This window comes from Proteiniphilum sp. UBA1028, from assembly GCF_002316955.1.
Lineage (GTDB): Bacteria > Bacteroidota > Bacteroidia > Bacteroidales > Dysgonomonadaceae > Proteiniphilum.
In genome coordinates, this window is record NZ_DCEN01000047.1 from 1 (window position 1) to 23,129 (window position 23,129).

The 23,129-nt window shown below is 50.0% G+C and carries 19 protein-coding genes and 1 tRNA gene; 10 read left to right on the forward strand and 10 right to left on the reverse strand.

The features are described 5' to 3' along the window. Nucleotides 1-44: 44 nt before the first annotated feature. Nucleotides 45-120: transfer RNA gene (locus B3Z75_RS08120), tRNA-Pro, on the reverse strand. A gap of 289 nt (nucleotides 121-409) precedes the next feature. Between B3Z75_RS08120 and lpxD the strand changes: the two genes are divergently transcribed. The 5 genes from lpxD to B3Z75_RS08145 all read left to right on the forward strand — a co-directional run bounded on the left by lpxD (nucleotide 410) and on the right by B3Z75_RS08145 (nucleotide 5,953). Next, nucleotides 410-1,456, forward strand: coding sequence for a UDP-3-O-(3-hydroxymyristoyl)glucosamine N-acyltransferase (gene lpxD / locus B3Z75_RS08125; RefSeq protein WP_294069837.1), 1,047 nt, complete (start codon nucleotides 410-412; stop codon nucleotides 1,454-1,456). A 196-nt stretch (nucleotides 1,457-1,652) separates the two neighbouring features. Next, nucleotides 1,653-3,035: a bifunctional UDP-3-O-[3-hydroxymyristoyl] N-acetylglucosamine deacetylase/3-hydroxyacyl-ACP dehydratase gene (locus B3Z75_RS08130; RefSeq protein WP_294069840.1), complete on the forward strand. Its 1,383-nt coding sequence runs from the start codon at nucleotides 1,653-1,655 to the stop codon at nucleotides 3,033-3,035. Between the two features lie 19 nt (nucleotides 3,036-3,054). Further along, complete coding sequence (lpxA, locus tag B3Z75_RS08135; RefSeq protein ID WP_294069844.1) at nucleotides 3,055-3,843, forward strand: acyl-ACP--UDP-N-acetylglucosamine O-acyltransferase; 789 nt, start codon at nucleotides 3,055-3,057, stop codon at nucleotides 3,841-3,843. 3 nt (nucleotides 3,844-3,846) lie between these two features. Continuing rightward, entirely contained in the window at nucleotides 3,847-4,869 is a 1,023-nt protein-coding gene (locus tag B3Z75_RS08140) for an agmatine deiminase family protein (protein ID WP_294069847.1), read from the forward strand. A 208-nt stretch (nucleotides 4,870-5,077) separates the two neighbouring features. Further along, nucleotides 5,078-5,953 carry a carbon-nitrogen hydrolase gene (locus B3Z75_RS08145; RefSeq protein WP_294069852.1) on the forward strand — a complete coding sequence of 292 codons (876 nt, stop codon included), beginning with the start codon at nucleotides 5,078-5,080 and terminating at the stop codon, nucleotides 5,951-5,953. A gap of 77 nt (nucleotides 5,954-6,030) precedes the next feature. Here B3Z75_RS08145 and B3Z75_RS08150 read toward each other — a convergent pair whose 3' ends face one another. From B3Z75_RS08150 to B3Z75_RS08185, 8 genes are all read right to left on the reverse strand, one after another. Continuing rightward, nucleotides 6,031-7,344 carry a DUF6600 domain-containing protein gene (locus B3Z75_RS08150; protein WP_294069857.1) on the reverse strand — a complete coding sequence of 438 codons (1,314 nt, stop codon included), beginning with the start codon at nucleotides 7,342-7,344 and terminating at the stop codon, nucleotides 6,031-6,033. Nucleotides 7,345-7,549: 205 nt separating this feature from the next. Continuing rightward, the gene (gene rsxA / locus B3Z75_RS08155) at nucleotides 7,550-8,134 is read right to left on the reverse strand and encodes an electron transport complex subunit RsxA (protein ID WP_294069860.1); all 585 of its coding nucleotides are present in this window, start codon (nucleotides 8,132-8,134) and stop codon (nucleotides 7,550-7,552) included. A 2-nt stretch (nucleotides 8,135-8,136) separates the two neighbouring features. Further along, nucleotides 8,137-8,724, reverse strand: coding sequence for an RnfABCDGE type electron transport complex subunit E (locus B3Z75_RS08160; RefSeq protein WP_294069863.1), 588 nt, complete (start codon nucleotides 8,722-8,724; stop codon nucleotides 8,137-8,139). Then, entirely contained in the window at nucleotides 8,717-9,394 is a 678-nt protein-coding gene (locus B3Z75_RS08165) for an RnfABCDGE type electron transport complex subunit G (protein ID WP_294069868.1), read from the reverse strand. Before B3Z75_RS08165 ends, B3Z75_RS08160 begins: the two co-directional genes overlap by 8 nt. After that, a complete protein-coding gene (locus B3Z75_RS08170; protein WP_294069871.1) occupies nucleotides 9,387-10,355 on the reverse strand; it encodes an RnfABCDGE type electron transport complex subunit D in 969 nt (322 codons plus the stop codon). The genes B3Z75_RS08165 and B3Z75_RS08170 overlap by 8 nt, the downstream gene beginning before the upstream one ends. Nucleotides 10,356-10,375: 20 nt before the next feature. Further along, nucleotides 10,376-11,707 (reverse strand): electron transport complex subunit RsxC, encoded by a 1,332-nt coding sequence (gene rsxC / locus B3Z75_RS08175; protein WP_294069874.1) that lies wholly within the window; start codon nucleotides 11,705-11,707, stop codon nucleotides 10,376-10,378. Between the two features lie 17 nt (nucleotides 11,708-11,724). Continuing rightward, nucleotides 11,725-12,594, reverse strand: a complete 870-nt coding sequence (locus B3Z75_RS08180; protein ID WP_294069877.1) for a Fe-S cluster domain-containing protein — start codon at nucleotides 12,592-12,594, stop codon at nucleotides 11,725-11,727. A gap of 9 nt (nucleotides 12,595-12,603) precedes the next feature. Continuing rightward, entirely contained in the window at nucleotides 12,604-13,014 is a 411-nt protein-coding gene (locus B3Z75_RS08185; RefSeq protein ID WP_294069880.1) for a SoxR reducing system RseC family protein, read from the reverse strand. Between the two features lie 344 nt (nucleotides 13,015-13,358). Here B3Z75_RS08185 and B3Z75_RS08190 point away from each other — a divergent pair, with 344 nt between their 5' ends. From B3Z75_RS08190 to B3Z75_RS08205, 4 genes are all read left to right on the forward strand, one after another. Next, nucleotides 13,359-15,614, forward strand: a complete 2,256-nt coding sequence (locus B3Z75_RS08190; RefSeq protein WP_294069888.1) for an aconitate hydratase — start codon at nucleotides 13,359-13,361, stop codon at nucleotides 15,612-15,614. Between the two features lie 25 nt (nucleotides 15,615-15,639). Then, nucleotides 15,640-16,896, forward strand: coding sequence for an NADP-dependent isocitrate dehydrogenase (icd, locus tag B3Z75_RS08195; RefSeq protein ID WP_294069891.1), 1,257 nt, complete (start codon nucleotides 15,640-15,642; stop codon nucleotides 16,894-16,896). Nucleotides 16,897-17,011: 115 nt separating this feature from the next. Continuing rightward, nucleotides 17,012-18,367, forward strand: coding sequence for a citrate synthase (locus tag B3Z75_RS08200; RefSeq protein ID WP_294069894.1), 1,356 nt, complete (start codon nucleotides 17,012-17,014; stop codon nucleotides 18,365-18,367). A gap of 4 nt (nucleotides 18,368-18,371) precedes the next feature. Continuing rightward, the gene (locus tag B3Z75_RS08205; RefSeq protein WP_294069897.1) at nucleotides 18,372-19,598 is read left to right on the forward strand and encodes an NADP-dependent isocitrate dehydrogenase; all 1,227 of its coding nucleotides are present in this window, start codon (nucleotides 18,372-18,374) and stop codon (nucleotides 19,596-19,598) included. Between the two features lie 134 nt (nucleotides 19,599-19,732). On the opposite strand, the gene B3Z75_RS08210 is transcribed toward B3Z75_RS08205, so the two are convergent. Further along, entirely contained in the window at nucleotides 19,733-21,889 is a 2,157-nt protein-coding gene (locus B3Z75_RS08210) for an elongation factor G (protein WP_294069900.1), read from the reverse strand. A gap of 416 nt (nucleotides 21,890-22,305) precedes the next feature. Here B3Z75_RS08210 and B3Z75_RS08215 point away from each other — a divergent pair. Further along, a partial coding sequence (locus B3Z75_RS08215) for an HAD-IC family P-type ATPase (RefSeq protein WP_294069903.1) occupies nucleotides 22,306-23,129 on the forward strand: 824 nt, incomplete at its 3' end.

Sequence of the window (23,129 nt, forward strand, 5' to 3'; positions counted from 1 at the left end):
AAAAAAGCAGTCATCGTGTTACCGATAACTGCTTTCTAAACATGTCGGGATGAGAAGATTCGAACTTCCGACCCCACGCCCCCCAGACGCGTACTCTAAACCGGACTGAGCTACATCCCGAAAATGTGAGTGCAAAAGTACCCTAAAATTTTCTTTTTCCCAAATTTATCAGCAAATATTTATTCGGATAATCAACGAAACTTGCTTTGTTGCGGTGTCGTTCTGTTTTTTCTGAGAATTTGACTCACACCGTGGAGGTTCAAAGCGCCGGGGTAGTAACGGCAAAATGCATCGATTGCAGAAGGCCATGGGATGGATTTATTGTTTTTTTCTTCCTACACTGAAATATTATTCGTTAATTTGCGTAATCTTTAGAGAGTAAATAATTATTCAATAGAATCACTTGCTGATGAAATTTTCTGCAAAACAAATAGCCGATTTTCTTAAAGGAGAGTTAATCGGTAATCCGGATGTGACTGTTTCCAGTTTTTCCAAAATTGAAGAAGGAAGGCCGGGGACACTCACTTTTCTGGGTAATCCGAAGTACACTGCATATATTTATCAAACCCGGGCCGACATTGTCCTGGTGAATCATGATTTTGAACCGGATAAGCCGATTGAGGCTACGCTCATCAAAGTACAGAATGCCTACGCGGCACTCGCCTCCCTCATGGAGATGGTCAACAGTAACAAACCCCAAAAGTCGGGTACAGAGGAGATGAGCTTTGTTTCCGCTACGGCAGTGATGGGAGAAAATGTCTATGTAGGTACGTTTGCCTATATCGGCGAACATGCCCGGGTTGGAGATAACAGCAAAATTTACCCGAACTCTTTTGTGGGAGACAATGTACAGATTGGAAAAAACTGTATCATCTACCCGGGTGTAAAAATTTATTCCGAGTGTGTGATCGGTGATAATTGTATTATCCATGCCGGAGCAGTCATTGGTGCGGATGGATTTGGATTCAGTAAAGAGGAGGAGCGTTACCACAAGATTCCCCAGATGGGCAATGTACTTATTGAGGATGATGTGGAGATCGGCGCCAACACCACCATTGACCGTGCTGTAATGGGCTCTACCATTATCCGCAGGGGAGTGAAGCTCGACAACCTCATCCAGATCGCACACAACTGTGAGATCGGGGAAAATACGGTCATGGCGGCTCAGGTAGGTATTGCAGGTTCGGCCAAGATCGGGGAAAGCTGTGTCCTGGGAGGGCAGGTGGGAATAGGCGGGCACATTACCATCGGGAAAGAAAGCCAGATCGGTGCCCAGTCGGGTATCATCAGCAACACCAAGGAGAGATCAGAGATCATAGGGTCGCCTGCTTATCCGGTAAAAAAATTCTTTAAGTCGAGCGTCATCATCCCCAAACTTCCCGATATGTATCGTCAACTCAATGCCCTGGAAAAAGAGATCGCGGAACTGAAAAAAAATCTTTGCCAAAACAACTGATCAATTGTTTACATTTGAAAATCGGGGAAACATTTTCCGGAAATAGCAAAATTTAGTGCTTTTGGTTGTATCTTTGCACAAAAAGTTGCGAATTGTGAAATTAGTCGGCGCATTTTTTGGGTGAAAACACACACGGCGATCATATCTGTTTTAACGATATCGCACGCTCGAATGTCTGATTTAAAATGAATAAAAAGTGAAACAGAGAACCCTTCAAAACAGCTTCACGTTAAGTGGTACCGGCCTTCATACCGGCCTTTATATTGTGGTTACTTTCAATCCGGCTCCGGTAGATCATGGTTATAAAATAAAAAGGATTGACCTGGAAGACCAGCCGGTAATTGATGCGTTGGCAGAGAACGTAGTCCACACACAGCGGGGTACCGTTGTTGGTAAAGACAATGTGACGGTAAGTACCATTGAGCACGGACTTTCGGCCTTGTATGCTCTGGGTATTGACAACTGTCTCATTGAGGTAGACTCCTCGGAGTTTCCCATTCTCGACGGAAGTGCCATAGAGTATGTAAAAGAGATCAAAAAAGCAGGAATTAAAGAGCAAGAGAAAGACAAGGATTTTTATATCGTCCGCAGTAAAATGGAAGTGACTGATCCGGAGACCGGCTCGAAGCTGACGTTGTTGCCCGACGATTTTTTTGGCGTCAACTCCTTCATTGAGTTTGACTCTCAATATATTCCCAACCAGTCCGCCTCCCTCGATACTGTGACCGATTTTGAAACAGAAATTGCGCCGGCACGCACATTTGTTTTCGTACGTGAGATACAGCAGCTGCGGAAAGCGGGACTTATTAAAGGTGGGAATCTGGATAATGCCATCGTCATCTACGAGCGGAAGTTATCGCAACCCGAGCTGGACGAAATAGCCGACGAGCTGAATGTCCCTCACCACAATGCCGAAGAGCTGGGATATCTGAACCACCGGAAGCTGGCATTTCCCAACGAGCCGGCACGCCATAAGTTGCTCGATATCATCGGGGATATGGCGCTCATCGGGAAGCCGATCAAGGGACGCCTTATCGCCACCCGCCCCGGCCACAAAATCAACAATCAGCTGGCACGCCTCATTCGCAAAGATATCAAACTCAATGAGGTGCAACCTCCCCTATACGATGTGCTGGCTGAGCCGGTGATGGACAACAACCGCATCCGTGAGCTGCTGCCGCACCGCTATCCTTTTCTGATGGTCGACAAGATCATCCAGATGACCGACACCTACATTGTCGGCGTAAAAAATATCACCACCAATGAACCCTTTTTCACAGGACACTTTCCGCAAGAGCCGGTGATGCCTGGAGTCTTGCAAGTGGAGGCCATGGCACAGACGGGCGGCTTGCTGGTTTTAGCACGTCTGGATGAGCCAGAGCGCTATTCTACCTATTTTCTGAAGATCGATAATGTGAAGTTTCGTCACAAGGTTGTTCCGGGTGACACGCTTATCTTCAGGGTAGAACTCACGAGCGAGATGCGCAGAGGCATAGCCACCATGCGAGGATTGGCATTCATTGGTGATAAAGTGATCTCTGAGGCCGACTTTACGGCTCAGATCATCAAAAATAAATAACTAAATCGATAGAAAGAATATGAACAGTGTTTCATCAATGGCTTTCGTGCATCCTGAAGCCAGACTGGGAGATAATGTGGTTGTGGAACCTTTTGCATACATTGACCGTAATACCGAAATTGGCGATGGAACGAGGGTCATGATGCAGGCCACCATTTTGGACGGAGCACGTATCGGAAAAAATTGCACCATTTTTCCCCATGCTACCATCGCCGGCATCCCGCAGGATCTGAAGTTTCAAGGTGAGGAGACAATAGCCATTATCGGTGATAATACAATTATACGGGAGTGCGCTACCGTGAACAGGGGTACGGCTTCGAAAGGATCCACCATCGTGGGCAATGACTGTCTCATCATGGCATACAGCCACGTGGCGCACGATTGCGTATTGCACGATCATGTAATCCTGGGAAATGGTACGCAGCTTGCCGGCGAGATAGAAATTGACGATTATGCAATTCTCAGTGGCGGCACGCTCGCACATCAGTTTTCTAAAATAGGCCCGCATGTGATGATTCAGGGAGGTTCCAAAATATCGAAGGATATCCCTCCCTATGTGATGGTGGGCCGTGAGCCGATTACTTACGTGGGACTGAATATTGTGGGTCTTCGCCGCCGGGGGTTCTCGAGTGAACGGATCAATGCTATTCAGGAGATATACCGCTATCTCTACCTGTCGGGTTTCAACATCTCACAGGCGGTAGAACGCATTGAGCAGGAGTTGCCATTGACGGAGGACCGCTCCCTGATTTTGAATTTTGTGCGCTCATCCAATCGCGGGATCGTCCGTGGTAACATGGAGGGATAGCAGATGGCCCGGATTGTTTTTCCGGCCGAGTGGTTTCCACAGAGCGGTGTGCAGGTAACATGGCCGCATGCGGCGACGGATTGGCATGATATGCTGGAAGAGGTGACCGCTTGCTACGTGGCATTTTCGAAAGAAATACTCAAACGGGAGAAACTGCTGGTCGTAGTTCCCCCCTCATTCGATGTAGGGCAATACTTCACGGAAGAGGAGCGGAAAAATCTTATCTGCGAAGTGGTGGAGAGTAACGATACCTGGGCGCGGGATCATGGAGCCATCTCCATCTTTTATGACGAACGGCCCACAGTGATCGATTTCGGATTCAATGCCTGGGGGTTGAAATTTGGCGCCCATTTTGACAACCAGATTACCGGGAAATTGTATCATGCCGGAGTCTTTACTCCGGCTACCGCTTATCGGAACCGGTTGAACTTCATTCTGGAAGGAGGCTCCGTCGAAACGGACGGAAGAGGAACCCTGCTGACCACAACCTCCTGCCTGATGGCACCCAACCGCAACCAGCCCATGTCTCGTGATCAGATCGAATCATTTTTAAAAAGTACGCTGGGAGTGGAGAGAGTGCTTTGGCTTGACCACGGCTATCTGGCCGGTGATGATACCGATAACCACATCGATACGCTGGCGCGCTTCTGTGATGAAGAGACGATTGCCTATGTGAAGTGTGACGACGAAAATGACGAACACTTCAAAGAACTAAAGGCCATGGAAGCTGAACTGAAGTCGTTTGTCGCGTACAACGGAAAACCATACCATCTGATACCTCTTCCTATGGCCGATGCCGTATTTGAAAAGGGAAGACGCCTCCCGGCGACATACGCCAATTTTCTGATTATCAATGAAGCGGTGTTGCTTCCTTACTATGGCACCGCAAAAGATGAAGTCGCAAAGAAACAACTGCAGGAAGCTTTCCGCGACAGGGAGATTGTGGGTGTGGACTGCCGTTCACTGGTCAGGCAGCATGGATCGCTGCATTGTGTAACGATGCAGTTTCCGCAGGGTTTCCTTTGATCCGCTTACTGCAGTCCGTTTCTGCAAGTTCAGTTTTTGCTATTTGCAGTCACTTTCGGTATCTCCTCGTGCCTTTTTCCGCAGCTGACGGAGAGACTATGGAGGCAAACGAAATAGGCAGTGCAGGGGAGAAGCTGTTGTCTTAAGGAGGTAAAAAAACAAAACGGACGTTCGTCTGTTAATTAGTGAACAATATAATCATATCATAATGAAGATAGGAATCGTTCAACAAGCTAATACTCCCGACAGGGAAGAAAACGTAAAGCGTCTGCAGCAAAAAATCAGACAGCTTGCTGTCCGGGGTGCGGGGCTGATTGTGCTGCAGGAACTGCACAACGGCCTCTACTTCTGCCAAACAGAAGATACGGGAGTGTTTGATCAGGCCGAATCCATTCCCGGTCCGTCTACCGATTTGTTTTCCCAATTGGCGAAAGAGACAGGTGTGGTGATCGTCCTTTCGCTGTTCGAAAAGCGCGCTGCCGGGCTTTACCATAATACGTCCGTCGTAATTGAGAAGGATGGGAGTATTGCGGGCAAGTACCGCAAAATGCATATTCCGGATGATCCGGCCTATTACGAGAAGTTTTATTTTACCCCTGGTGATCTGGGCTTTCATCCCGTTGAAACTTCTGTGGGGAAGTTAGGTGTACTGGTTTGCTGGGATCAATGGTATCCCGAGGCTGCCCGGCTGATGGCAATGGCCGGAGCCGAGCTGCTGATATATCCCACGGCCATCGGCTGGGAGTCTACCGATAGCGACGACGAGAAAAAACGCCAACAGGAGGCGTGGATTACTTTGCAGCGCGGACATGCGATCGCCAATGGCTTGCCGGTAATTGCAGTGAACCGTACCGGATATGAACCCGACCCGTCGGGTCAAACGAACGGTATTCACTTCTGGGGTAGCAGCTTCGTCTGCGGGCCTCAGGGCGAATTTTTATACCAGGCACCTGCGGATACAGAGATTGAACAAGTCGTGGAAATTGTCCCTTCACGGACCGAAAATGTGCGCCGATGGTGGCCATTTTTCCGCGATCGTCGGATCGATGCTTACGGAGATCTGACCAAACGTTGGATCGATTGATCAAGAGAAAACGGATCAACAGAATAGAAAGAAGGCCGCCCAACTGAGCGGCCTTTTCTCATGCTTGCTTGCGAAAATCACCTGCGGGAGGAAGTCCGTTCGGACCGGCTGCTACCGCTACTTCTGCTGGTAGAGGTCGCACTTCTGTTGCTTCCTGAGCTTCTTTCCGACCTTACCGTTGCGTTGCGATTGGCCGGGGAACTTTGTTGTGTGCTGCTACGAACCGATGTGTTTCTGCTGTTACCTGCGTTTCTATCCGGACTTACCGTTGCATTCCGGCTACTTGAAGAGCTTCGTTTTGAGCCGACCGCGGCATCCCGGTTGTTGCTTGAGCGTGTTGCGGGAGCATCTCTGTCCACATTCGCACTGCGGTTCGTGCTTGAGCGTTCCACCGTGCCTGCGCTTCTTGTGCTTTGTGTGTTGCGGTCTCTGGTTGCCGGGTTTACTGTGGCAGAACGATCCGTGTTGCTTCTCGTATTGCTGTTCCGGACATTTTCGCTTGCTGTACTTCTTGTGCTGCTATTGGTTCTGCTGGTTCTGTCCATAATACTGCCGCGGCTGGTAGCGGACCTGTTGGTGGTGGACCTCACATCGGTACCTCTCTCCCTTGACAGATCGGGACGATATACGCTTACCGCATTGTTGCTGACCCTGGTCGATCTGCCGGAGCGGTTGTTTGTGCTCTCAAGCTTGTGCACAGTGGCTGTTCTGCCGGTGGTACGTTCATAATCCCTCGCGCTCGGGCCGCTATAATAGCGGTTGTCGTTGTACACGTAGGTATTGTTGATGATTGTTGTCTTGTTGTAAATGGTCGGACTGTATCGGTTGTAATATCGGTGCATATTGCGGTGATACATTCTGTTGTGCGGCAGAAAGGTCCAATAGTGTCCGGGAATATGAATGTTGATATTGATATGAACGCCGGGTCCCATGGGTGCCCACCCGTAATAACCGCCGCCACTTCTCCAGGTAACCCAGGCAGGAGCCCACTCGTAGCCGGGAATCCATGCCCATCCATAATAGTCATCGTAATACCATCTTCCGTAGTGGAAAGGCGCCCAACCCCACGAGTAGTCAGACACCCAGGTGTTGCCGTAATCGGTCATCACCCAATATCCGTTGGTTGCGTAGGGGTGAAAGTTTCTTCCGACATTAGGAACCCACACCCGGCCATATCTTCCGTTGTTGATCCATCTGCCGTGAGGCCTCAGTTCGTTGTAAAAGACATTGAAGCTGATTCCGCTATTATTACGGTCGGCGTAATAATCATCGTCGTCGTAATAGCCGTAATCGTCGTATCCCTGAGAGTACAGAGTTCCTTGAGAAGAGAAGCACGACGACAACAACAGTGCGAATATTGTAAGAGCCAGTGGGTGTCTTAAAGCTTTCATATGCGTAATTATTAAAGGGTGTAACTTCTTTATTTTAACATTATGACCTCTGTTCGGGAAAATGGTTTAACTCTACATCCTTATTTTGCGGATTGATTCGAGAACAACAGTGAAGCTCCCTTATTAAATTAAGAGGTGTTGAGCTCTCTCTGCTATACAAAAAACGGCCGGCACAAGGCCGACCGTTGAATTTTTCAGGCTGACTTTATTTAAATACCTGGTCAATGCCGGAGAATCCCATGAACGACATGGCAATGATGCCGGCCGTAATCAGTGCGATGGGTATACCCTCCATGGCTTTGGGTATTTTTGTAAGCGCCATTTGTTCACGTATACTGGAAAAAATGATCAGTGCCATGGCATATCCAATGGCGGTAGCCACTGCATAGATAACCGACTCAAGCAGGTTGTAATCTTTCTGGATCACCAGGATGGCTACACCCAGGATGACGCAGTTGGTGGTGATGAGTGGCAGGAAGACACCCAATGCCTGATAGAGGGCAGGTGATATTTTTTTGAGCACGATCTCCACCATCTGCACCAGTGCTGCAATGACCAGAATGAAAGAAATGGTTTGCAGATATTCCAATCCAAAAGGCTCCAGAATTCCTTTTTGAAGAAGAAAAGTGACGATGGTGGCAATGGTCAGCACGAAAGTTACTGCCATACCCATGCCGATTGCTGTGTCAACCTTTTTGGAAACACCCAAAAAAGGGCAGATTCCCAGAAACTGGGAGAACACGACGTTGTTGACAAATATGGCGACGATGATAATTCCGATAAGTTCCATAGTTATTTGTGTTGAAGCTTATTAAATATTGCAATAAGGTATCCGAGAACGATGAAGGCTCCCGGTGCCAGTACGAATAGCAAGGATCCATATTGTTCAGGATAGATGTTCATGGAGAAAATTTTTCCTGTTCCCATCAATTCGCGGACAGCACCCAGCACCGTGAGGGAGAGAGTGAAGCCCAACCCCATACCGGCGCCATCAAATATTGAAGCGAACACCCCGTTTTTCGAGGCAAATGCTTCTGCACGGCCCAGGACAATGCAGTTTACCACGATCAACGGGATAAAGATGCCAAGGCTGTCGGCCAATGCAGGTACATAGGCATTCATCACCATCTCGATAATGGTTACAAAGGTTGCGATGACCACGATGTAGGCAGGAATACGTACCATGTCGGGGATCACGTTCTTCAGCATGGATATTACCATGTTGGAGCAGATCAGGACAAACATTGTGGCCAGTCCCATGCTCATGCCGTTGATGGCCGAACTGGTTGTGGCCAGCGTGGGACACATTCCCAGAAGCAGCACAAAGGTGGGATTTTCTTTAATGATGCCGTTAATGAGTACTTTGAAGTTATTATTCATTGCTCTGTTCCTCCTTTTTTATTTCCTCTGCTTCGTCGTTTGATTTTTCGGCTGCATTTTTGGGTGATGCACCCGAGTAGCCATCCTCCCTGCTTTCCGAATAAGCCTGATAAGCTTTGTTTACAGCTTCCAGAAAGGCGCGTGAGGTAATGGTCGATGCAGTGATGGCATCCACCTCGCCGCCATCCTTCGAAACAGCCAGTGTGCCTTGTGAGAGGTCTCTACCCAGGATGGATTGCGAAGGTTTTTCGGGATTTTTAAACCACTCCGTCATCTTTGATCCCAGGCCGGGTGTTTCAGCATGTTGCAGGACCGCATAGTTTACGATCCTGTCATTCATGTCGAACCCGATCATGATTTGAATATTTCCGCTGAAACCATTTTTTGAGTAACTACTCAAGGCGTACCCCACGATCTCATCGCCCTTCCTTGCCGGGTAAACAAGCAGTGAGTCACCCTGTCCGTCGGCCATCCTGTATGCTTCGGCTACAGGGTCGTTGTCGAATGCCGGCACTACCTCGCTTATGGCGTTCTGCAATTTCATTGCCTTGGCGTCGGCTATGGGTTTTGCGGTCATTTTATTCACTTGCGCCAGCAACACCGCTACCGTAAGGCAGATGATGGAGAGCGAAAGGAACATGTTTTTGAATGTTGATTGTAATTTAGCCATTTTTTACTACCTCCCCGAATCGTTTTGGTGATGTGTAATTGTTGATAAGCGGCGTCAGGGCATTCATCAGCAGGATAGCAAACGAAACTCCCTCGGGATAAGCGCCCCAGAGCCGGATGGCCATGGTCACAAATCCGATGCCGGCTCCGTAGATCAACATACCCTTTTTGGTCATGGGCGATGTCACATAGTCGGTTGCCATAAAAACGGCTCCCAGCATCAGCCCCCCCGAAAAGAGGTGGATCAGCGGATGGTAAAGCGGCAGGGGATTAAAGAGGTAGAGAATACCCGTGAAGAAGGCAACTGTTGCCAAGATGGAAACCGGGATATGCCACGTGATTGTTTTCTTCCATAGCAGATATACTAGTCCAAGCATCAATGCCAGCGCACTCATCTCGCCGAGTGACCCTCCCTCGGTCCCCAGCAACATCGACTGGAGTGAAGGGAGCGCTTCGGGAGCAAATTTCAAGGTCCCCAACACGGTGGCTGAGCTCACGGCGTCCGTCGTTCCGGCTGCCGGGAAAGCAGCAGGCCATGTGGTCATCTGTGCCGGAAATGAGATCAGGAGGAAGATGCGTCCTGCGATGGCCGGATTAAATATGTTGTTTCCCAATCCGCCAAAGGAGAGTTTCACCACACCAATGGCAAACAGACAGCCGAGTGCCAGAATCCATACCGGAAGGTTCGAGGGCACATTGAATGCCAGCAGTACTCCCGTGATGATGGCAGAGCCATCCGAGAGGGTGGGCGTTTTTTTTAGAATGTATTTTACAATAAGAAATTCAAATCCCACACAGAATAATACCGAGCTGGCTGTGATGATCAGCGCATCCAGCCGGAAGACGTACAATGCGACCAGGAAAGCCGGAATGAGTGCGATGAGCACATTGTACATGTTTTTTTGAATGGTGTCCCCGCTATGCACATGCGGCGAAGGGGAGACGATCAGTTTATGTTCCATATCTTCAAATGCTTCTTGCGTTAATTTTTTCGTGCCCTGATGATCCCGTTAACCTTGCCTTTTCCCAACCGGATGTAGTCGAGCAGCGGCCGGTCGGCAGGACAGGTGTAGCTGCATGAGCCGCATTCGATGCAGTCGGTGATATGGTTCTTCTCGGCCCTATCCCACACCTCATACTCCGTGAGGTTCATCAGCAGGGTGGGGTTCAGTCCCATGGGGCATACGCCGATGCACTTGGCACAGCGAATACAGTCCTTCATGGCTTTGCGTTTGGCCTCCAGGGTGGGAATAATCAGGATGCCCGAGGTGCCTTTCGTGACGGGGATGTCGGTGCTGGCAAGGGCCTTTCCCATCATGGGACCGCCGGATACCACCTTGCCGGTGGTTTCGGGCATACCCCCGGCCATGTCGATCAGGTTGCTGAGCGGGACGCCTATCCGCGACAGGATGTTACACGGCTGTTTCACCTCTTTTCCGGTGACGGTGACCACTCTTTCTATCAGCGGCTTGTTCTTTTGTACAGCCTCGTAGATTGCAAAGACAGTACCCACGTTCTGGACGACAGCCCCCACCGAGATGGGCAGGGCTCCACTGGAAACCTGACGGCCTGTGATGGCATCAATCAGTTGCTTCTCACCTCCCTGCGGATACTGTACCTTGAGAGGTTGCACTTCGATACGTGGATATCCATTTGTCTTTTGACTGAAGAGCTTGATGGCATCCTGCTTGTTATTTTCTATGCCGATGATGGCTTTCTGTACGTTCAGTGCCTTCATCACAATGGTTGTCCCTACAAGTATTTCGTCGGCTTTCTCCATCATCAGCCGGTGATCTGATGTGAGCCAGGGCTCACATTCAACCCCATTGATGATGAGTATTTCTGCTTTTGCCCCGGGTGGAGGAGTAAGCTTTACGTGTGTGGGGAATGTGGCTCCGCCCATTCCCACGATGCCTGCAGCGGCAATCTTGTGAAGGATCTCACTTGCCGGAAGGTCACAAACTTTCCGGAGTTCGGGCGAACGGTCAATCGACTCTTCCCATTCATCTCCTTCCACCTTGATGAAAACGGCATCGCGTTTATAGCCGCTCGCATCAAGCGCCTTGTCGATCTTCAATACGGTCCCGGAAACCGGCGAGTGAATATTGGCCGATACAAAACCTACAGACTTGCCAATGAGGGTGCCCACTTTCACGGGGTCTCCTTTCTTGACTACGGGCTGGCAGGGAGCACCAATGTGCTGCGACAGCGGGATAATCACCTGGTCGGGAATGGCAATGGATTGTGTTGCTTCTCCGGCCGATATTTTTTTCTCTTTAGGGTGAATACCGCCGATACGGAATGTTTTTAACATATAGATCAGTTTTTTTCTTATGCGGTTACGGTGGCCTCTTCTTCTTTGGGAGCAGGAGGAGTCTCCTTGCGTGTCGGGAAGTTCAGTTCCAGGATGGAGTTAGTGGGGCAGACCGGTACACACTTACGGCAAAGGCGGCACTTGTCGTCGTCAATGAAGGCCAGGTTGTTCTCGATGGTGATGGCTTCAAAGGGACAGACCTGCTGGCATTTGGTGCATCCGATACAGGCTACGTCACACGATTTTTTCGCAACGCCTCCTTTGTCCTTGTTGACACAACTTACGTAAATACGGCGCGACTTGGGCCCTTGTTTTCGTAGTTCGATGATATCCTTCGGACAGGCTTTCACACAGGCACCACAGGCGGTACATCTGTCCTCCACAACTTCCGGCAGCATGGTCACGGGGTTGATGTGGATCGCATCGAATGTGCAAGAATCCACACAGTCGCCCAGTCCGAGACAACCGAATGAGCATCCGGTGTCGCCACCGTATAGTGCCGATGCAATGGTACAGTTGGACGCACCGTCGTACAGGTTAAGGCGTGGACGATTGTCGCATGTTCCGTTGCAGCGGACCACGGCTATTTTTTTTGCTGCCACGGGCGCTTTTCTCCCAAGGATGGCCGCCACTTTGTCCATCGTGTTTTGTCCCCCCACGGGGCAGAAGAGGTCGTCCATCGACTCCGCCTTCACACAGGCGGAAGCGAAGGAGGCGCATCCCGGAAAACCACATCCCCCACAGTTGGCGGCAGGCAAAGAGTCCTGAACCTCTTGTATGCGAGGATCCTCTTCCACCTTGAACCTCTGTCCCACCATATACAGGATGGCCGCGCTTCCGGCGCCAATGACGCCCAGTGTCGCAACGGCAGTAAGTAATACACTCATATTCTCTTATTAGTTTGTTTTTTTAATATTGAACCTGAACGTGTTTGCCATTTTGTGGCGTAACAGATAAAGGAGAAAATAATAGGGAATCAGGATGAGGAGGGAGCCCATAGCGGCTTCTGTTTCGGTGAAGTGCCATACTGAGGTACCCAGCACCAGCATCGCAATGAGAAGGACAAAGGGGAATACAAAAGCCCACAGTACTGCTTTGTGCCCTGTGGATTCGGTGCCGGTCACAATTACCCGCTCATTTTCGCGGAACTTGCCGGTGTGATCTGACACGTCCACCAGCTTCTCTTTTGCATCGGCAGCCATACACGCACCTTTGGCATGGCAGGCGCTGCATGCCGATTGTTGCAAGATGCGGACGGTAATGTGGTTTCCGTTGATCTTTTCGATAATTCCCTCGTGTTCAATCATGAAGCTATGGCGAATTGATTCTGAATCTGCTCTTCTTTCTCTGTTTAAGCTGCAAAGTTAAGGATTATTTTGGGATTCGGTAAAGATTTTGTGAACTAAAAAGGGTGCTGTATGTTATGCACTGGATGAGGTCGCAACGTGTCAAAAAATGGGAAGACCCAATTTTAAGCCCTGGTTATATGTAATATAGATGAAGCCTTGTGTGCAATATGTTTCGTCTATAGCCCCAGTTGAAAGAGAATATCCTGCTTTTTTACGAACATTCCTCGTGTCAATTTTGTTGAAAAGTGGATCACCGCATTTTGCAGATTTATCAATTACACATTTTAATACAGATAGAACGTATGATTTTCGATATTGACATGATCCGTGACGTATACGCGCATCTGCCGAAAAAAATTGAACGGGCCAAAACCATTTTAAAACGTCCCCTCACGCTCACCGAGAAGATTCTTTTTGCTCATCTCTCGCCGGGGATACCGCTGAAGGATTACCAGCGGGCGAACGATTATGTGGATTTTTCCCCGGACCGTGTGGCCATGCAGGATGCTACCGCCCAGATGGCGTTGCTTCAGCTGATGAATTCCGGCCGCAGCAGTGTGGCTGTCCCTTCCACAGTACACTGCGACCACCTTATTCAGGCATACAAGAATGCCGAGGCCGACCTGCAGACTGCCAACATAACCAACCGTGAGGTGTTTGAATTTCTGCGCGATGTATCCAATAAATATGGAATTGGCTTCTGGAAACCGGGAGCAGGAATCATTCATCAGGTCGTGCTCGAAAATTATGCTTTCCCTGGAGGGATGATGGTCGGTACCGATTCGCATACGCCCAATGCGGGGGGACTGGGAATGATTGCTATTGGTGTGGGGGGAGCCGATGCTGTGGATGTGATGGCAGGACTGCCGTGGGAGTTGAAGATGCCGAAGCTGATCGGTGTGAAGCTGACAGGGAAGTTGTCCGGCTGGAGTGCCCCCAAAGATGTGATCCTGAAAGTGGCGGGCATCCTCACGGTAAAAGGGGGTACCAATGCCGTGATTGAATATTTTGGCGAAGGAGCCGCCTCGCTATCGGCTACCGGAAAGGGAACCATCTGCAATATGGGTGCCGAGGTGGGGGCCACCACCTCTATCTTCCCTTTCGATCAAAAGTCTGCCGCCTATCTGGAACAGACCGGTAGAAAAGAGGTGGCCGATGAGGCACTCAAAATCATGGAATATCTGCAGCCCGATCCCGAAGTGACAGCCAATCCCGGAAAGTATTACGATCAGCTGATCGAAATCAATCTCTCTGAACTGGAGCCCCATATAAACGGTCCGTTTACGCCCGATGCTGCCTATACCATCTCTGAGTTTGGCGAGGCCGTGAAGAAAAACAATTATCCCCGCAAGATGGAAGTGGGCCTTATCGGATCCTGCACCAACTCATCTTACGAAGATCTTACCCGTGCCGTTTCCATCGTAAAACAGGCGCTCGAGGAGTGTGTGCCAGTAAAGGCACAGTTCCTCATCAACCCCGGCTCGGAACAAATCCGCTACACGGCTGAGCGGGATGGCATCCTGCAAGTTTTTGAAGATGCCGGTGCCACCATCATCGCCAATGCCTGCGGCCCCTGTATCGGCCAGTGGAAGCGCGACGAGGAAACCAGCGAGCGTGCCAACTCCATTGTCACCTCGTTCAACCGTAATTTTGCCAAGCGGAACGATGGGAATCCAAACACCCATGCCTTTGTCACATCGCCCGAGCTGGTGGCTGCGCTGACGATTGCCGGCGACCTTTGCTTTAATCCGCTGACCGACACGTTGGAGAACGAAGAGGGAAGGCAGGTAAAGCTCGCCGAACCCACCGGCTTCGAGATGCCCCCTCAGGGCTACGAAGTGAAAGATGCCGGCTACCTGGCTCCATCGGCCGACGGCAGGGAGGTTGACATCTCCATTGACCCTGGCTCCAGCAGGCTACAGAAGCTGGAGCCTTTCCCGGTTTGGGACGGGGATGATTTTCGGAATCTTCCTCTGTTGATCAAAGTCAAAGGGAAATGCACAACTGATCACATATCCATGGCAGGACCCTGGCTTCGTTTCCGGGGACACCTGGATAACATCTCCGACAACATGCTGATTGGTGCGGTAAACGCCTTCAACGACAAGACCAATGCCGTGCTCAATCCTGGAAACCTGGCCTATGAACCGGTGCCTGCGTTGGCACGTAAATTTAAAGCGTCGGGGCTGGGTTCTGTGGTGGTGGCTGAGGAGAATTACGGGGAGGGATCCAGCCGCGAGCACGCAGCCATGGAGCCGCGTCACCTGAATGTGAAGGTGATCCTGGTGAAATCGTTTGCCCGCATCCACGAGACCAACCTCAAGAAACAGGGCATGCTGGCCCTCACCTTTGTGAATAAGGAAGATTACCACAAAGTGCAGGAGAGAGACAAAATAAGCGTGACCGGCCTCAGGAATTTTGCTCCCGGAAAAAATCTCACCGTAGAGTTGCTGCATCCCGACGGTTCAACGGACCGCTTTGAAGCAGCCCATACATACAATGAACAGCAGATAGCGTGGTTCAAAGCAGGTAGCGCCCTGAACGCGATGAAGAAATAACTCGACCTTTAAAAAAGAGGCTCTCATGCAAATAACAAAACAAGGCGACCGGCTTGTTGTACCCGATCACCCCCTGATACCTTTTATTGAAGGAGACGGGATAGGGAAAGAGATCACTCCTCTTGTCCTGGAGGTGATTGACGCGGCGGTGGATAAGTCCTATGGCGGCAGTCGGAAGATTATCTGGCAGGAGTTGCTGGCGGGAGAGAAAGCATACAATAAGGCAGGAAGCTGGCTGCCGGCGGAGACGATGGAGACCTTCCGCGCCAACCTGGTAGGCATCAAAGGACCGTTGACAACTCCCGTAGGAGAAGGAATAAGGTCGCTGAATGTGGCTTTGCGCCAGGAGCTGGATCTCTATGTATGCCTGCGCCCGGTGCGTTGGTTCAAGGGGGTGGCAACTCCCTTATTACACCCCGAAAAGGTCCGTGTTACCATCTTCCGGGAGAATACCGAAGATATTTATGCCGGGATAGAGTGGGCTGCCGGCACTCCCGAATTAAAAAAGGTACTGAAATTTCTGAAAGAAGAGATGGGGGTGGGCAGGATCCGTTTTCCCGAAACTACCTCCATCGGCATAAAGCCTGTTTCGATGGAAGGTACGGAACGGCTCGTTCGTGCTGCCATCCTCTACGCTCTGGAACACAAACTGCCTTCAGTTACTTTGGTTCACAAGGGGAACATCATGAAGTACACCGAAGGGGGGTTCAAAAAATGGGGGTATGCGTTGGCAGAACGTGAGTTTCCGGAACAAACCTTTACCGAGCACAAGTTCAACGGCATAAAAGCTGAAAAGGGGCTGGAGGTGGCTGTGGAGGCCTACAACCGGGCTATGTCATTGGGGAAGGTGTTCATCAAGGATGTAATTGCCGATGCTTTTCTTCAAAATACCCTGCTTAAGCCGGAAGAATATTCGGTGGTGGCTACGCTGAACTTGAACGGTGATTACATATCCGATCAGCTTGCAGCCATGGTGGGCGGAATAGGCATTGCACCCGGTGCTAATATCAATTACCAGACCGGGCATGCCATCTTTGAAGCAACCCACGGTACAGCCCCCGACATTGTGGGAAAGGAAAAGGCAAATCCCTGTTCCCTGTTGCTTTCTGGGGTAATGATGCTGGAATACATGGGGTGGAACGAAGCCGGCCGGCTGATTACGGCATCCCTGGAACGGCTTTTTGAAGAAGGGTGTGCGACACCCGACCTGGCACGCTTCATGCAAAACGGAAAGCCTCAGACCACATCGCAGTTTGTACAAAAGACGATTGCCAACCTGTAAGAAAAAGGAGACGATGTAAACAAAAACAACTGAATGAATGTTAAAGCAACAGCCATCCGGGAATCATCATACATAATTTTAGTAGAGTGTCATAACAAACAAACAGATAGCAATAATGGACAACGAGCAACTAACGAAAACTTTATCAGATTCCATCGCATTCACGAGTAATATTGACAAGGAGCTTTTCACGAAAATGGGAGTGAAACGCGGCCTGCGCAACGAAGACCATTCCGGCGTGCTCGCGGGACTCACCCGTGTGGGCGATGTGGTGGGTTATGAACGTCAGGAGGACGGGACGCTGAGGCCTGTACCTGGCAAGCTCTATTACAGAGGGTTGGATGTGGAAGAGCTGGTCAAAGGTATCCAGTCTGAAAACAGGCTTGGTTTTGAAGAAACAGCTTACCTGCTGCTCTCCGGAAAACTACCCAACAAGGAGGAGCTGGAAGCCGTAAATAGCCTGATCGCCCATACCATGCCCCTGAACCACCTGGCAACCATGAATATTCTCTCGCTCAAAGGGAAGAATATCATGAACATTCTGGCAAGAAGCGTCCTGGAGCTATATGCCTACGACGATAATCCCGACGACATCACTCCCGATAACCTGGTCAGACAGTCGGTGAACCTGATCGCTAAATTTCCCACCATCATCGCTTATGCCTACCAGGTGTTGCGCCACGATCAGATGGGGCGCTCACTGCATATTCGCCATCCATATGAAGATCGCTCTGTGGCAGAAAATTTCCTCTTCATGATGAAGGGACGTGATAAATATACCGAGCTGGACATCAGGATTCTGGACCTGGCGCTGATTCTACATGCCGAACATGGTGGAGGAAACAACTCTACCTTCTCGGTGCGCGTGACCAGCTCCACCGAAACAGATACGTATTCGGCCATTGCGGCCGGTATCGGTTCCCTCAAGGGACCGTTGCACGGTGGTGCAAACATCAAGGTGCAGGGTATGCTGGAAGATATGAAAAAAAATGTGGATGATTGGAAAAATGTGGAGCAGATCGATCAATATCTGTTGAAAATCCTCCGCAAAGAGGCATTCGACAGAACTGGCCTTATTTACGGGATCGGACATGCTGTGTATACCATCAGTGACCCCAGGGCTGAACTGCTGAAGACCATGGCGCGTGAGCTGGCCATAGAGAAGGGACGACTCGAAGAGTTCGAGTTTATGGAGTTGATTGAGCAGAGGGCCGTGGAAGTATTCCTCAACTTCAAAAAAGAAACGGCCAAGTCGAGGACCTGCATCAACGTGGACTTTTATTCCGGTTTTGTGTACGACGCCATCGGGTTGCCCAGTGAAGTATTTACGCCACTGTTTGCCATGGCCCGCATTGTCGGCTGGTCGGCACACCGTATCGAAGAGTTGAACTTCTCGAGCAAACGCATTATCCGTCCTGCATACAAAAATGTCCGCGAAAGACAGTACTTTATTCCCATTAACGAGAGATAGACCTATGCAAAAGATAAAAGTGTCGCATCCGGTGGTAGAACTGGATGGGGATGAAATGACCAGAATTATCTGGTCATTTATCAAGAAACAGCTGATTTTGCCGTACCTCGACCTGGATATCAAATATTATGATCTGAGTGTTCAAAACCGCGATGCCACTGACGACCGGGTGACGGTGGAAGCGGCCGAGGCAATAAAAAAATACCACGTAGGAATCAAGTGTGCCACCATCACCCCCGACGAGGCGCGTGTGGAGGAGTTTGGCCTGAAAAAGATGTGGAAATCGCCCAACGGCACCATTCGTAATATCGTTGGAGGAACCGTCTTCCGGGAGCCGATCATCTGCAGCAACATCCCCCGGTACGTGCAGGGATGGACCGAGCCCATCATCATTGGGCGCCATGCTTTCGGCGATCAGTACCGTGCCACGGATACCGTGATCAAGGGAAAGGGAAAGCTGACGATGACCTTTACCGGAGAAAATGGTGAGACGCAGAGCTGGGAGGTGTTCAATTTTCAGGGTGACGGTGTGGCAATGGCCATGTACAACACCGATGAGTCGATTTACGGATTCGCCCGCTCTTCCTTCCAGATGGCGTTGAACAAGAGATATCCCCTCTACATGTCCACCAAAAACACCATTTTGAAGGCCTACGACGGCCGCTTCAAGGATATTTTTCAGGAGGTGTACGAGAATGAGTTTAAAGAGGCATTCAACAAAGAGGGCATCACCTATGAGCATCGGCTGATCGACGACATGGTGGCTTCTGCCATGAAGTGGAAAGGCGGATTTGTATGGGCCTGCAAGAATTACGACGGCGACGTGCAGTCGGACACCGTAGCACAGGGCTTCGGCTCGCTGGGTATGATGTCTTCCGTGCTGGTCACTCCCGACGGAAAGACGGTGGAGGCCGAAGCAGCCCACGGAACAGTGACACGCCACTACCGTCAGCATCAGCAGGGGAAAGAGACCAGCACCAACCCCATTGCCTCCATCTTTGCCTGGACGAGGGGGCTGGAGCACAGAGGGAAACTTGATAATAACCCGGAGCTGATTGACTTTTGTGAGAAACTTGAGCAGGTGTGCGTGGAGACTGTGGAGGGGGGTGAGATGACCAAAGACCTGGCACTGCTGGTGCATGGACAGAATGCATCGCGCGACACCTGGCTCACCACGCAGGAATTTTTGCTGGCACTGAAAAGAAATCTGGAATTAAAGCTTCGAAATTAACAGTCGGTCAGGAATACTCCAGACCAGGAATAAGCTGATTTCTGAAAGCTGGCAATTGACACTTGAAAACAAGGAGGGCAGCCCAAAACGGACTGCCCTTGAAATATCGATCTCCAGGAGATTCGCAAGGAGTGTCAATCCTCTTTTTCCTGTTCCTCGTAAGCTTTTAGCAGCTTTTCCTGTACGTCGGAAGGTACCAGCTCGTAGCTGGCAAACTTCATGCTAAAAGATGCCCTGCCTCCAGTGATGGAGCTCAGCGAGGTGGAGTAGCTGCCCATCTCTTTCAGGGGTACTTTCGCTTTCAGCTTTTCAAATCCTTTTTCACTCTCCATGCCCATGATCATGGCGCGGCGTCCCTGAAGGTCGCTCATCACATCTCCCATATAATCTCCGGGTACAGCGACAGTGACGTCATACACCGGCTCGAGAATCTTGGGACCGGCATTTTTGAAGGCGCTGCTAAACGCATTTCTTCCGGCAAGCATGAAAGAAATTTCGTTGGAGTCTACCGGGTGCATTTTGCCATCGTATACTATCACACGCACATCGCGAGCATACGATCCGGTGAGGGGCCCTTGTTCCATGCGTGCCATAATCCCTTTCAGGATGGCTGGAAGAAAACGGGCATCGATGGCTCCGCCCACAATGCTGTTTACAAATACCAGCTTGCCACCCCAGTCGAGGTTGATCACCTGCGTGTCGCGGTTTTGAATCTTAAATTCCTGTCCGTTGAACCGATAGATCTCCTGTACGGCCATCCCTTCGGTGTAGGGTTCTACAATCAGATGCACCTCGCCAAACTGGCCGGCACCGCCCGACTGTTTCTTGTGACGGTAATCGGCGCGTGCAGCCTTGGTGATGGTCTCGCGATAGGGTATTTTGGGCTCCAGAAATTCGATCTCGATCTTGTCGTTGTTCTCAAGGCGCCATTTCAACGTTCTCAGATGAAATTCACCCTGTCCCGACACGATGGTCTGCTTCAGCTCTTTCGATATCTCTACCAGCCAGGTCGGATCTTCCTCTTTCATGCGGGACAACGCTTCGTTCATTTTTTCCGAATTCGCTTCGTTCACCGCTCTTATTGCCCTGCGATAACGGGGTTCGGGGTATTTAATAAAGTTAAACCGGTGGTCGGCCCCTTTTGCATTCAGGGTGTTTCCCGTGCGCACATCCTTCAGCTTCACGGCGGCGCCAATGCTACCGGCCTGCAGTTCTTCCGCCTTGGTGCGAATCTGTCCGGCCACAGTATAGATCTGCGCCAGACGCTCCTTTGAACTACGGTCAATATTTGTGAGGTCGTCTCCCTCCTTCACTGTTCCCGACATTACTTTGAAGTAGGATACTTCCCCAATGTGGGGCTCTACCGTCGTTTTGAAGAAGAAGAGGCTTACGGGCGCTGTGGCATCGGGTTTCACCTCGTCGCCGTCGTTGTTTACCGGTGCAGCCACATCGACAGGAGAGGGGGCCACCATGTTCAGAAAGTTCATGATGCGGTGTACAGCCATATTCTTTTCAGCAGATGCACAGAACAATGGGAAGAGACTGTGGCTGATCATTCCTTTGTGAATGCCGTCGCGCATCTCCTCTTCGGTGAGTGAGCCCTGGTCAAAATATTTCTCCATCAATCCTTCGTCGTTCTCTGCAGCCGCTTCGAGCAAAGCCTGATAGTATTCACCGGCACGTTCCTGTTCGCTCTCCGGGATCTCGAGCACATCGGGTGCGGTGCTGCCTGGTTTCCAGTGGTATAGTTTTTGTTTCAGCACATCCACAATCCCGTTGAATGTGGCTCCACTGCCTATCGGGTATTGTACCGGCACCACTTTGTTGCCGTAGAGGTCTTTTAAGCTTGCGAGTGTATTTTCGTAATCGGCTTTTTCGTGGTCCATCCTGTTGACCAGCAGCACGAGTGGCTTTTTCATTTCGTCTACGTATCGAAACTGATTGATGGTACCCACCTCCACTCCGTTTGCGGCATCGATGAGCATCAGTGCCATGTCGGTTACGTTGAGTGCCGACACCACACCACCCACAAAATCATCCGATCCCGGACAGTCGATAAAGGTCATTAATTTCTCTTTCCACTCGTAGGATAAAACGGTGGAAAATACGGAGTATCCATACTCCTTTTCCACGGGAAAATAGTCGCTCACGGTGTTTTTTCCATCAATGGTCCCACGTCGTTTTATAAGACCACACTCGTAAAGCATGGCTTCAGCGAGAGTGGTCTTACCTGATCCGGCATTGCCGATAAGGGCAATGTTCTTAATTTCATTTGTTTTGTAAACTTTCATGATTAGAAAATATTTAAAAAATTAATGTGCCACGATGATCAGCTTCACGTCAATAATAACGTGGGGTATTGATCAATAGATCTTTGTTAATTGGACAACGAAAAATGACTTTGCGTCGGTGAGGACTCACAAAGTCATCATGTCTTAATAGCGCTTGCAATTTATGAAAATCGGTTGAAAAAGAAAAATGATACTTTTATGTTATACAACATATGTGGGGGTCGTTTGTCGAAAAGTGTTAATATTTGAAACATTCCGAACAATTCATTTGTTTACTTACAAAACAAAAAGATTCCTCATCCGGACCAGGCCTGAGATAGCGCACAAAACCAAACCAAGAGAAGTGCAAAAGATATTTCGCGACCATTAAGCCAGGGCTGGCAGAGTGTAAAAAAGCAAACACGAACAGGCAAGACATGAGTAAACAACCATCAGATCAGTATTACAGCCAAACTATTGAAGAGGTGTTGCGACAGTTTGACGTTGACCTCCGTGCGGGCCTCTCTCAGGAGGTAGCAAAAGAGCGCCTTGTAGAGCATGGATTCAACCGGCTTGAGTCGGCAAGACAAAAATCGCCCATCACCATCTATTTAGAGCAATTCAAAAGCAGCATGGTCCTTATTTTGCTGGTCGCTGCCATTATCTCGGCAGTCATTGGCGTGATGGAGGGAGAGGGGCTGGTGGAGAGCTTTGTGATTCTAGCTATTCTGGTAGTGAATGCGTTTATCGGCACTGTGCAGGAGCTGAAGGCGCAATCGTCGCTCGAGGCTCTCAACAAAATGAGCTCTCCCCATACAAAAGTATTGCGGTCGGGACAAGTAGAGGAGGTGGTAGCCACCGAAATTGTTCCTGGCGATATTGTGGTACTTGACACGGGAGATATCGTCCCGGCCGATTTGCGGTTGATTGAAACGGCAAACCTGAAGATACAGGAGTCCGCTCTCACGGGCGAATCGGTGCCGGTAGAGAAAAACGAGGCGTTGCTTGAAAATAAAGAGATTCCGCTGGGCGACAGGGACAACATGGCTTTCTCTACCAGCACGGTTACCTATGGCCGCGGCAAAGGTGTGGTGGTAGCCACCGGAATGCATACCGAGGTGGGCAAGATTGCCCATATGCTGCAAAATACACAGAACACGGAAACGCCCATGGGTAAACGCCTTGAACAGTTGGGCAAGGTGCTGGGATACGTGGCGTTGGCCATCTGTGCATTTATTTTTCTTGTGGGTGTTTTGTACGG

What these genes read in the sequence shown, in the direction of transcription:
- B3Z75_RS08210 (WP_294069900.1), bottom strand. Translation starts at nt 21,889, where the DNA reads ATGAAAGTTTACAAAACAAATGAAATTAAGAACATTGCCCTTATCGGC.
- B3Z75_RS08180 (WP_294069877.1), bottom strand. Translation starts at nt 12,594, where the DNA reads ATGAGTGTATTACTTACTGCCGTTGCGACACTGGGCGTCATTGGCGCC.
- rsxA (WP_294069860.1), bottom strand. Translation starts at nt 8,134, where the DNA reads ATGGAACTTATCGGAATTATCATCGTCGCCATATTTGTCAACAACGTC.
- B3Z75_RS08165 (WP_294069868.1), bottom strand. Translation starts at nt 9,394, where the DNA reads ATGGCTAAATTACAATCAACATTCAAAAACATGTTCCTTTCGCTCTCC.
- icd (WP_294069891.1), top strand. Translation starts at nt 15,640, where the DNA reads ATGCAAATAACAAAACAAGGCGACCGGCTTGTTGTACCCGATCACCCC.
- rsxC (WP_294069874.1), bottom strand. Translation starts at nt 11,707, where the DNA reads ATGTTAAAAACATTCCGTATCGGCGGTATTCACCCTAAAGAGAAAAAA.
- B3Z75_RS08145 (WP_294069852.1), top strand. Translation starts at nt 5,078, where the DNA reads ATGAAGATAGGAATCGTTCAACAAGCTAATACTCCCGACAGGGAAGAA.
- B3Z75_RS08160 (WP_294069863.1), bottom strand. Translation starts at nt 8,724, where the DNA reads ATGAATAATAACTTCAAAGTACTCATTAACGGCATCATTAAAGAAAAT.
- lpxA (WP_294069844.1), top strand. Translation starts at nt 3,055, where the DNA reads ATGAACAGTGTTTCATCAATGGCTTTCGTGCATCCTGAAGCCAGACTG.
- B3Z75_RS08200 (WP_294069894.1), top strand. Translation starts at nt 17,012, where the DNA reads ATGGACAACGAGCAACTAACGAAAACTTTATCAGATTCCATCGCATTC.
- B3Z75_RS08170 (WP_294069871.1), bottom strand. Translation starts at nt 10,355, where the DNA reads ATGGAACATAAACTGATCGTCTCCCCTTCGCCGCATGTGCATAGCGGG.
- B3Z75_RS08185 (WP_294069880.1), bottom strand. Translation starts at nt 13,014, where the DNA reads ATGATTGAACACGAGGGAATTATCGAAAAGATCAACGGAAACCACATT.
- B3Z75_RS08205 (WP_294069897.1), top strand. Translation starts at nt 18,372, where the DNA reads ATGCAAAAGATAAAAGTGTCGCATCCGGTGGTAGAACTGGATGGGGAT.
- B3Z75_RS08150 (WP_294069857.1), bottom strand. Translation starts at nt 7,344, where the DNA reads ATGAAAGCTTTAAGACACCCACTGGCTCTTACAATATTCGCACTGTTG.
- B3Z75_RS08190 (WP_294069888.1), top strand. Translation starts at nt 13,359, where the DNA reads ATGATTTTCGATATTGACATGATCCGTGACGTATACGCGCATCTGCCG.
- lpxD (WP_294069837.1), top strand. Translation starts at nt 410, where the DNA reads ATGAAATTTTCTGCAAAACAAATAGCCGATTTTCTTAAAGGAGAGTTA.
- B3Z75_RS08140 (WP_294069847.1), top strand. Translation starts at nt 3,847, where the DNA reads ATGGCCCGGATTGTTTTTCCGGCCGAGTGGTTTCCACAGAGCGGTGTG.